The organism is Streptomyces sp. DI166 (assembly GCF_900091315.1).
GTDB lineage: Bacteria > Actinomycetota > Actinomycetes > Streptomycetales > Streptomycetaceae > Streptomyces > Streptomyces fuscus.
In genome coordinates this window covers 1-9,774 of the sequence record NZ_FLSP01000170.1, presented here as the reverse complement: position 1 = coordinate 9,774, position 9,774 = coordinate 1, and the positions used below count along the sequence as shown (strand labels likewise).

The window sequence follows — 9,774 nt, the reverse complement described above, 5'->3', positions numbered from 1 at the left end:
GGCACGCGCGACCGCTGCCTCCGGGAGGAGCACGCGCCCCGGGTGCGGGGCCCCGGCCGGGTGCCGGGCGAGGGACGGGCGGCGGTCCGCTGGCGGCCGGCGGCCCTGGGGCGCCGCGCCCGGCATCGGGCCGGACCCGGGTGCCGCTCAATCCCGACCCGCAGGGCCTCCCGGGCGACCGGCGGTCTCGGGCGGCCCTGCCTCCCCGGTCGCCGGAGGCACCCGTCACCCCCGACTCCCCGCGCCTACCGGGCAACGGCGCCCTTCCCTCCCGCGACTCCGCCCCCTTCGTCGCCGATCGCGTGCGTGTGCCCGTAGTGCTGAAGGCGCGGCGGCTGCCGCAGGGGCCGCGGGTGACGCTGACGAGCGGGTCTGCCCGTACGTTCGTCGCGCCGGGAAGCCCCCGGGTGACGATCACCATTCGGCCGGTGCCGGGCGGTGGGGCCGCATGAGTGCGGTGAGCGGGCTGCAGGACCGGCGGCTGGCCGGGACCGTGGTCACCGACGACGGTGCCGAGCTGGTCGTGTACGCGCACGGCTCGCCGCGGGCCGAGGCCACCGTCGTACTGTCGCACGGCTGGACCATGTCGGCGCTCGAATGGCGGCCGCATGTCGAGGCGTTGACGCGCCCCCGCCCGGGGTTCCCCGCGCTGCGCGCGGTCACCTACGACCAGCGCGGGCACGGCCGCTCCACCCGGGGCGCGGCACCGCTGGACATGGCACTGCTCGGCCGGGACCTGGACCTCGTACTGCGCCGGGCCACCACGCCGGAGGACGGGCCGGTGCTGCTCGTGGGGCACTCCATGGGCGGCATGTCGGTCCAGCAACTCGCCGCTGCCAGACCGGAGTTGTTCGGGTCGTGGGTGTCCGGCGTCGCGCTCTTCAACACCTGCGTCGAGGACGTGGGAGCCGTCCCGTTCGTACCCCGGGACCGGGGCGCGCAGCGGCGCGCACACGCCGAACGGCTCCTCGCCGACGGCCTGTTGCGCTCACCGGGCTGGGCGAAGGCCGTGCACCGGCTGCTCACCGGGCCGCTCTCGCACCCCTCGACCGCCCCGCTGTGGCACGCCCTGTTCGGGCGCGGTCCGCAGACCGACACCGCGCGGGCCGACGCGCACGCCCTGCGCGCCATCCCACCGCTGACCGTCGCCGAGTTCTTCGCCGCGCTCACCACCCACGCCTGCGCGGGCCGGCTCGGCGCGCTCGGCCGGGTGCCGACCCGGATTTTGGTCGGCGCCCTGGACACGTACACACCACCCGCCCAGGCCCTGCGCCTGGCCGACAACATCCCGGGGGCGACCCTGCACACCGTGCCGAAACAGGGCCACGACCTGCCCTACGAGCGTCCCGTGCTGGTCGTGGAGACCGTGCACGCGCTGCTGCACGACCTACGACACCGGCGCGAGACCTCCCCGGCCGCACCCCCGGGAGCTCGCCCTCGACTCGGGAGCGCAACGATGAACTCGCCCATGACCGCCTCCGCCGAGAACGGCGGACTGCGCCCCGATGTGCTCAGGGCGCGCCGGATCGTGGTGAAGGTGGGCTCGTCGTCACTGACGACGGCGGTCGGCGGACTGGACTCCGACCGCGTCGACGCCCTCGTCGACGTGCTCGCCCGCACCCGCTCCGGCAGCACCGAGATCGTGCTCGTCTCCTCCGGTGCCATCGCCGCCGGACTGGCCCCGCTGGGTCTGTCCGAGCGCCCGCAGGACCTGGCCGGACAGCAGGCGGCGGCCTGTGTCGGCCAGGGGCTGCTGGTCGCCCGGTACACGGCCTCCTTCGCCCGCTACGGGCTGCGGGTCGGCCAGGTCCTGCTCACCGCCGACGACATCGGCCGCCGCGCCCAGTACCGCAACGCCTACCGCGCCCTCGCCAAGGTGCTGTCCATGGGCGCGGTGCCGGTCGTCAACGAGAACGACACCGTGGCCACGTCGGAGATCCGGTTCGGTGACAACGACCGGCTCGCGGCGCTGGTGTCCCATCTGGTCCGCGCCGATCTGCTGGTGCTGCTGTCCGACATCGACGGCCTGTACGACGGCGACCCGCGGCGCCCCGGCGCCCGGCGGCTGACCGATGTCCACGGCCAACAGGACCTGGCGAACGTGGAGTTGGGGGGCGCCGGGTCCGGGGTGGGCACCGGTGGGATGAAGACCAAGGTGGAGGCGGCCCGGATCGCGACCGGCGCGGGCGTGCCGGTGGTGCTCACCGCCGCCCGGCACGCCGCCGACGCGCTGGCCGGGCGGCCCACCGGCACGCTCTTCCACCGCACCGGTGACCGCAACTCCGACCATCTGCTGTGGCTGGAGCACGCCAGCAGCCCGCGCGGCACCGTGCAGTTGACCGCGGACGCGGTGCGGGAGCTGGTGCAGGGGCGGGGCGCGCTGCCCGCGACGGGGGTGACGCGGGTCGCGGGCCAGTTCGTGGCGGGCGACCCGGTGGAACTCCTCGACGAGGAGGGGCGGGTGGTCGCCCGCGGACTCGCCTCGCTCGCCTTCCAGGAGCTGTCGCTGCTGCGCGGCCGTTCCGGCCGTGAGGTGGTCCACCAGGACGACCTGGTCCTGCTGCCGGCCTCGGCCCGAGCCGCCGGGCTCCCGGCGCAGTTGCGCCGCCAGGTGAGCGTACGGGTGCTGCCCGCCCGGGAGTTCGCCGCGCGGGACGCGGGCGGCCCCGGGATCTGAGGAGTGACCCGACCCGGAGAACGGGGCGGCGCCCGTCGATGTGCCCGACGGGCGCCGCCCCGCTGACCGGGTGCCGCGTTGACGACCGAGTGTCGCGTTGACGACCGAGCGCCGCCCCGACGACCGAGCGCCACGTCGATGACCGAGCGCCGCCCCGACGACCGAGCGCCGCGTTCCCTCAGTCGATACTGCGCACGATGTGCGGCTCGCCGGGGTCGTTCTCCACTCCGGCGAGACCGAGCGGAGGCGCGAGCGCCCGGCGGCGGGCCCGCCGTGACTCGTCCCGGTACACGATCCGGCCCGCCGGCTCGGTCTTCGTGATGATGCGTATCCGCATGAACGGACCTCCCTTCTGGGACAGTTCAGGGGTGCCGACGACTACCGGTACCGGCAGGCGGCCGCGGGGCGGCCGGGGAGACCGGGGCAACGCCCCGCGCGCCGGCGTCCCGTACCCCGGCGTGCGCGCCGCCCCGCGCACCGACGGTCACCCCTCACCGGCGTCCCCCGCCACGTCCGCCATCACCACGTCCGCCTCGGCCCTGCCGTCCGCCCCGGGTTCGGTCCCCGACAACTCGGCCAGCATCACCCAGGCCAACGCCTCGGCCTCGTCCGGATGAACAGTGAGACCCGTACCGGTGCCGCTCATAGCAACCCCCTGGGAAACTCAACAACTGCTGAACTCGCCTCCGTCGAGCGTGGCACGCGCCACAAACACCGACAAGGTGGGTACCCCCGGTCCACGAGCGGAACTGGGGCGGGACTTGAGCGGGGCTCCACGGGGCGGACACGGCCCGGCGCCCGCCCGCGTCCCCTCACCTGCGCGAGTCCACCGCCCCCACCGCCACGGCCGCCGACCTCCTGAGCCGTATCCCCCAGAAATGACCCCCGGGTGCCGCGACTTTGGGGCGGGAGCCCGCCGGGGCGCCGGACGTCTCGGCGCGGGCCAGCAGGAACACGCCCCGCCCCGCGGCCACCGCCGCCGCCAGGCCGCCGGCCAGCGTCAGCGGTCCCGTACCGTACCGGTCGCCGAGCGCAGCCACTCCGAGGAGCACCGCGAAAACCGGGTTGACCAGGGTCACCGTGGCGAGGGGGGCCTCCAGGCCGTCGCGGTAGGCGAGTTGGCAGAGCCAGACGCCGACCGGGGCGAGGAAGGCGACACCGACGACGGCCACCACGGTGGAGGCGAGCGGTCCGGGCGATGTGCCGGACACGCGGAGCACCACGGTCTGGGCCAGTGCGGACGCCGCCGCGAAGGCGACTCCGGCCGCGGCGGCGAACAGCAGACCGGCCACCGCCGCCACCCGGGTGACCGTGGCCGCGGCCACCGGCACACCCATGGCGACCGCGGTCAGCACCGCCAGGCCGACCAGTTCACCGGAGTCCGGCGTCCGGCCCTCCCCCGCCGACGGCACCAGCGCCAGCAGGGCCGCCACGCCCACCACGGTCAGGGCCGTCCCCGACCACTGCGCCGCGGTCAGCCGTTGCCGCAGCACCACCGACGACAGCAGGGGCGCCGCGACCAGGGTCAGCACCCCGAGCATCTGTACCGCGACCAGTGAGCCGTACTTGAGCGCGACCGTGTGCAGCACCGCGCCGAGGAGGTTGAGCAGCAGGGCGGTCCACCACGCCACCGAGCGCCGGAGCCCCGTCCCCTGGGCTCCGGCCGCCCGGAGCGCGGCGGCCCGTTGCGCCACCGCCGCCGCGGCGTAGGCCAGCGCGGACGCCGTTGCGAGCACCACAACCGACAACACGGTGTTCACGAGGTCCTTTCACCGCGCCGGGCACGGGAGCGCGTTCTTTCCATATTTCATTCCTCGTTGAAGTCTACGGGTGCTGAATTATTCCCGGCAACCAGGACCGCCCGCCCACAGCAGTTCGAGACGGACTCCATCCGACGTCCACGCGGATTCCTGCCCCGGCTCCTACCCTCACCGCACTCACCACCCGCCCGGCAACGACATCTGGACCACGGAGAGTCGCTCATGACGTATGTCATCGCCCAGCCCTGCGTCGACCTGAAGGACAGGGCCTGCGTCGACGAGTGTCCGGTCGACTGCATCTACGAAGGCCAGCGGAAGATGTACATCAACCCCGACGAATGCGTGGACTGCGGCGCCTGTGAGCCCGTCTGCCCGGTCGAGGCGATCTTCTTCGAGGACGACGTGCCCAACGAGTGGGCCGACTTCCGTCGCGCGGACCGGGAGTTCTTCACCGAGCTGGGCTCCCCCGGCGGCGCCTCCAACATCGGTCCCGTCGACAGCGACCACGCGGTCGTCGCGGAGCTGCCCGTGTCGGCGACCCCGTGACGAACGGGTGAGTTCGGCAGCCGCCGACCCCGCTCTCGTTGACGTACGCCCGCCCCGTCCATAGCTTCGTGCCGCCTGACATCGCGTCAGGTCCGGTTGCACGGAGGAAGGGGACGGGGCGTGCGTATGAGTCTTCGGGGCGGCGTGGGGGTCGTGTGCGCGCTGATCGCGGGTCTGCTGCCGCTGTCCGCCGCGGCGGCGCAGGCGAGCACCGCCCGGTCCGAACCACTCCCGCTGGAGCGGCTCTTCGACAACACCGCGGTCAGCGACGACACGCACCCCGAAGCCGCCGACTTCGACGGCTCCGGCGCCTCCCTGTCCGCCACCGATCTCACCGCGGCGGGCTGGCGGCCCGGCGCCGCGCTCACCGTGCAGGGCGCCACGCTGACCTGGCCGGACCGCGCCCCCGGCGAACCGGACAATGTCGTGGCCGACGGCCAGGACGTCCGGCTCGGCGGACACGGTGACGCGCTCGCCTTCCTGGTGGCCGGTACGACCGGCGAGGAGGTGAGCGGCACCGGCACCGTCGCCCACACGGACGGCACGCGCACGCCGTACCTGCTCACCGCCCCCGACTGGCGCACCGGCCCGCTCGCCACCAAGGCCGTGGCACTCCCGCACATCAACACCCCGGACGGCAGGCTCACCGAACGGGCCCGGCTCTACGTCGTCACCGTGCCGCTCACCACCGACCGCGAGGTGGCGTCGGTACGGCTGCCCAGGGCGGCCGGGCTGCATGTGTTCGCGGTGTCGGTGCGCACCGGCACCCTCGGCTGGACCGGGAGTTGGGCCACCGCGACCGGCGGGAACCCGGCCGTGGGTCCGTGGACCGACCGCACGCTGCGGCTGGTGGTGCACACCTCGGCGGGCGGGACCGGCGTCCGGGTCCGCTTCGACAACACCTTCGCCTCGACGCCGGTACGCATCGGCAGGGCGACGGTGGCCGTGCAGAAGTCCGGCGCCACCCCGAAGGGCACGCCGGTGCCGCTGTCGTTCGACGGCGCTCTGGGCGCCGGGATCCCGGCGGGCGCGCAAATGTTCAGCGATCCGCTCGGCTTCCCGGTACCGGCCGACGCCAACCTGCTGATCAGTTTCCATCTGCCCGGCACGGTGCCGACGGCGCCCTCGCACCGGCTCGCGCAGCAGCGGTCGTACGTGAGCGAGCCGGGCAACCACACGGCCGACCGCTCCGCCACGGCGTTCAGCCCGGCGCTGAACAGCTGGCCGCTGCTCGGCGCGGTGGACGTCAGCGGCGGTCCCGGTTCCGTCGTGCTGCTCGGTGACTCGATCACCGACGGCGACAAGTCCACGGTGGGCGCCAACCGGCGCTGGCCGAACGTACTGGCCTCCCGGCTGCTCGCCCAGGACGAGGTGCCGCACTACGGCGTACTGAACCAGGGCATCTCCGGAAACATGGTGGTCAGCGACCGCTACCCCGGCGACGGGGTCTCCACGGACCAGGCCGGGGTGAGCGCCCTCAACCGCTTCGACCGCGATGTCCTCGACCGGCCGTCGGTGCGGACGGCGGTGGTGTTCGAGGGCATCAACGACGTCCGCTGGGGCGCTACGGCCGAGCAGGTGGTGGCCGGTCTGCGGCAGCTCGCGGAGCGCGGACACGCCTACGGGCTCAGGATGCTGGCGGCGACCCTCGTCCCCTGCGAGGGCGAGGCGCGCTGCACGGCCGCCGTCGACGCGGAGCGCACGGAACTCAACACATGGATCCGGAGCACGGACGCCTTCGACGGCGTTCTGGACTTCGACGCGGCCCTGCGGGACCCGGAGCGGCCGTCACGGATGCTGCCGGAGTACGACAGCGGCGACCACCTGCACCCCGGGGACGCCGGGCTGGCCGCGCTGGCGGAGTCGGTGGATCTGCGGATGCTGGTGCCGTAGCCCCTCGCTACGACACCAAGATCCTCTCGGACGGGACGTCCTCGGGATCAGACATCCAGGTCGACGACGACGGGCGCGTGGTCCGACGCCCCCTTGCCCTTCCTCTCCTCGCGGTCCACGTACGCGTCCTTGACGGCCTTGGCGAACGGCTCGTTGCCGTAGACCAGGTCGATGCGCATGCCGCGGTTCTTGGGGAAGCAGAGCTGGCGGTAGTCCCAGTAGGTGTACGGGCGGTCGTACTTCAGCGGGCGGGGCACCACGTCGGACAGGCCCGCCTCGCGCAGGGAGGCGAGGGCGGCGCGCTCGGCGGGGGTGACATGGGTGAGGCCCTCGAAGGCGGCCACGTCGTAGACGTCGTCGTCCGTCGGCGCCACGTTGTAGTCACCCATGACGGCGAACGGACGGCTGCCGCCCGCGTCGCCCGCGACCGCCGCCTTCAGCGCCTCCAGCCACTGCAGCTTGTACGCGTAGTGCGGGTGGTCCACCTCGCGGCCGTTGGGCACGTACACCGACCAGACCCGGACCGGGCCGCAGGTCGCCGAGACGGCCCGCGGCTCCACCGACCCGTCGTAGCCGGGGTCCCCGGGCAGGCCCTTGACGACGTCCTCGATACCGACGCGGGAGAGCACCGCCACGCCGTTCCACCGGCCGGTCGCGTGCACCGCCGACTCGTAGCCCAGCTCGCGCAGCTGCTCCGTGGGGAAGGCGTCCTCGGAAACCTTGGCCTCCTGGAGGCAGAGCACGTCCGTGCCGCTGCTCTCCAGCCAGGCCAGGAGCCTCGGCAGGCGGGCGGTGATCGAGTTCACGTTCCAGGTCGCGATGCGCATGCCTCACAACCTACCCGGGACCACTGACAATCAGAGCGTCGCGCTCTCCCCCGACGCCAGCCGCAGGTGCTCGGTGCCGCCGAGGGCGCCGATCTGCCGGTCGTAGATCGGCCGGGCGAGGTCGGTGAGCAGGGCGTCGTGGATGTCGTAGGCGCGCTGCGGCTTGACCTCGCGGACGTAGTCGATGACCTCCGAGATCTTGTTCCACGGTGCCATGACCGGCAACATCAGCGTCTCCACCGGCTGGTCGGGGACGGTGAGGGCGTCGCCGGGGTGGAAGATCCGTCCGCCGTCGATGAGATAGCCGACGTTGGTGATGCGCGGGATGTCGGGGTGGATGACGGCGTGCAGTTCGCCGTGGACCTGGACGTCGAATCCCGCCGCGGTGAACGTGTCACCGTTGCCGACGGTGTGCACGCGGCCGGGGAAGGCGGCGGCGATCTGGTCGGCGACCGACTTCAGCGTCCAGATCTCGGCGGCCGGGTTGGCCTCCAGCGCGGCGCGCAGCCGCTCCTCGCTGAAGTGGTCGGGGTGCTCGTGCGTGACGAGGATCGCGTCCGCGCCGAGGACGGAATCCTCCTCGCTGAACATTCCGGGGTCGAGGACGAGCGTGCGCCCGTCCTTCTCCAGACGGACGCAGGCGTGCGACTTCTTCGTGAACCTCATGGCACCATCCTGCCCCCTGGCGCGCGGGGCCGGGATCACTCCACGGGCGTCGTCTCCTCCCGGATCACCTGCTGCGCCACGGTGAACGCGCTGCTCGCGGCCGGGATACCGCAGTAGACGGCGGCCTGGAGCAGCACCTCCCTGATCTCGACGGGCGTCAGGCCGTTGCGCAGGGCGGCGCGGGTGTGGGCGGCGAGCTGCTCCAGGTGCCCGCCCGCGACCAGGGCGGTGAGGGTGACGCAGCTGCGGGAGCGGCGGTCGAGGCCGGGCCGGTCCCAGATCTCGCCCCAGGCGTAGCGGGTGACGAAGTCCTGGAAGTCGCCGGAGAAGTCGTCGGTCTGCGCCAGCGTCCGGTCGACGTGGGCGTCGCCGAGCACCTCGCGGCGGACCTTGATCCCGGCGTCGTACGGGTCCGGCCGGCCGCCCGCGTCGGGGGCGGGCACGGCGGCCGGGGCGATCTCGGCGATCGGCGCGGGCTGCGGCGCGGCGGCGACGGGCGCCGCCTGCGCGGGCATCTGTGGGACGGGCAGCGGGATCTGGCCGGTGCCCGTGTCGTAGCCGGGCTGCCAGGCGGTGGAGAAGTGCCGGACGAGCAGGTCGGTGACGGCGGCGGGCTGTTCGACCGGTACGAGGTGGGAGGCGCCGGGCACCACGGCGAGCCGTGCGTCCGGGATGCCGGCGACCAGGGTGCGGGCCTCGGCCGGTCCGGTGACCTGGTCCTCGGAGCCGACCAGGACGAGCGTGGGGACACTGACCCCGGCCAGTTCGGCGCGCACGTCCCAGGCGGCCAGCGCCTCGCAGGCGGCGATGTAGCAGCCGGGGTCGGTGGTGCGCACCATTTGCACGGCCCAGTCGGTGATGGCGGGCTGGGCGGCGGCGAAGCCGTGGGTGAACCAACGCTCGGGCGAGGTGCGGGCGATGGGGTCGAGGCCGTTCGTACGTACGATCACGCCGCGTTGACGGAACTCGTCGGCCGTGCCGAACCGGGGTGAGGCGGCGATGAGGGCGAGCGAGGCGACCCGCTCCGGGTGCCGCAGGGCCAACTCCACACCCACGGCTCCGCCGAGCGCACAGCCCGCGTACCCGAACCGCTGCACACCGAGCCCGTCCAACGTGGCGAGCAGCCGCCCGGCGAGGTCACCGACGGAACCGGCGGGGTACGCGGGCGCGCCGCCGTGCCCCGGCAGATCGAACCGGAAGACCCGCCACTGCTTGATCAGCTCGGGAATCTGGCGGTCCCACATGTGCCATGTGGTGCCAAGGGAGGGTCCCAGGATCAGCACGGGCATGTCTTCTTGCCCGTCAAAGCGGTATTGCAGGGGTTGAAGGGCTGTCTCACTCACGCCCCTCACCCTCTCATCTCTCACAATCTCTCACAGCCCACCTGCCTGAACGTCCCGGCCCC

Annotated in this window: 9 protein-coding genes and 1 pseudogene; 4 read left to right on the top strand and 6 right to left on the bottom strand. The window is 73.5% G+C overall.

Annotated elements, in window-relative coordinates; translation table 11 throughout:
* Positions 1–448: 448 nt before the first annotated feature.
* Together GA0115233_RS42165 and proB are read left to right on the top strand one after the other, a co-directional pair.
* Positions 449–1,351 (top strand): annotated as a pseudogene (locus GA0115233_RS42165) (alpha/beta fold hydrolase); the annotation flags it as partial.
* 105 nt (positions 1,352–1,456) lie between these two features.
* Positions 1,457–2,677, top strand: a complete 1,221-nt coding sequence (gene proB / locus GA0115233_RS42160; protein WP_255310507.1) for a glutamate 5-kinase — start codon at positions 1,457–1,459, stop codon at positions 2,675–2,677.
* Positions 2,678–2,855: 178 nt separating this feature from the next.
* Here the strand turns inward: proB and GA0115233_RS41395 are convergent, their stop codons facing one another.
* From GA0115233_RS41395 to GA0115233_RS38730, 3 genes are all read right to left on the bottom strand, one after another.
* Positions 2,856–3,014 carry a hypothetical protein gene (locus GA0115233_RS41395; RefSeq protein ID WP_176712098.1) on the bottom strand — a complete coding sequence of 53 codons (159 nt, stop codon included), beginning with the start codon at positions 3,012–3,014 and terminating at the stop codon, positions 2,856–2,858.
* 147 nt (positions 3,015–3,161) lie between these two features.
* On the bottom strand, positions 3,162–3,323 hold the full coding sequence (locus GA0115233_RS41390) for a hypothetical protein (RefSeq protein WP_176712097.1): 162 nt from the start codon (positions 3,321–3,323) through the stop codon (positions 3,162–3,164).
* Positions 3,324–3,489: 166 nt separating this feature from the next.
* On the bottom strand, positions 3,490–4,437 hold the full coding sequence (locus tag GA0115233_RS38730; protein ID WP_093725318.1) for a hypothetical protein: 948 nt from the start codon (positions 4,435–4,437) through the stop codon (positions 3,490–3,492).
* A gap of 222 nt (positions 4,438–4,659) precedes the next feature.
* Between GA0115233_RS38730 and fdxA the strand changes: the two genes are divergently transcribed.
* Positions 4,660–4,983 (top strand): ferredoxin, encoded by a 324-nt coding sequence (fdxA, locus tag GA0115233_RS38725; RefSeq protein ID WP_093725316.1) that lies wholly within the window; start codon positions 4,660–4,662, stop codon positions 4,981–4,983.
* Between the two features lie 126 nt (positions 4,984–5,109).
* The gene (locus GA0115233_RS38720) at positions 5,110–6,876 is read left to right on the top strand and encodes an SGNH/GDSL hydrolase family protein (RefSeq protein ID WP_093725314.1); all 1,767 of its coding nucleotides are present in this window, start codon (positions 5,110–5,112) and stop codon (positions 6,874–6,876) included.
* 47 nt (positions 6,877–6,923) lie between these two features.
* Here the strand turns inward: GA0115233_RS38720 and GA0115233_RS38715 are convergent, their stop codons facing one another.
* From GA0115233_RS38715 to GA0115233_RS38705, 3 genes are read right to left on the bottom strand one after another with little or no spacing between them, the layout of a single operon-like run.
* Positions 6,924–7,703, bottom strand: coding sequence for an exodeoxyribonuclease III (locus tag GA0115233_RS38715; RefSeq protein ID WP_093725312.1), 780 nt, complete (start codon positions 7,701–7,703; stop codon positions 6,924–6,926).
* 30 nt (positions 7,704–7,733) lie between these two features.
* Complete coding sequence (locus tag GA0115233_RS38710) at positions 7,734–8,369, bottom strand: MBL fold metallo-hydrolase (RefSeq protein ID WP_093725310.1); 636 nt, start codon at positions 8,367–8,369, stop codon at positions 7,734–7,736.
* A 35-nt stretch (positions 8,370–8,404) separates the two neighbouring features.
* Positions 8,405–9,712, bottom strand: a complete 1,308-nt coding sequence (locus GA0115233_RS38705; protein WP_093725308.1) for a bifunctional 3-oxoadipate enol-lactonase/4-carboxymuconolactone decarboxylase PcaDC — start codon at positions 9,710–9,712, stop codon at positions 8,405–8,407.
* Positions 9,713–9,774: the final 62 nt, after the last annotated feature.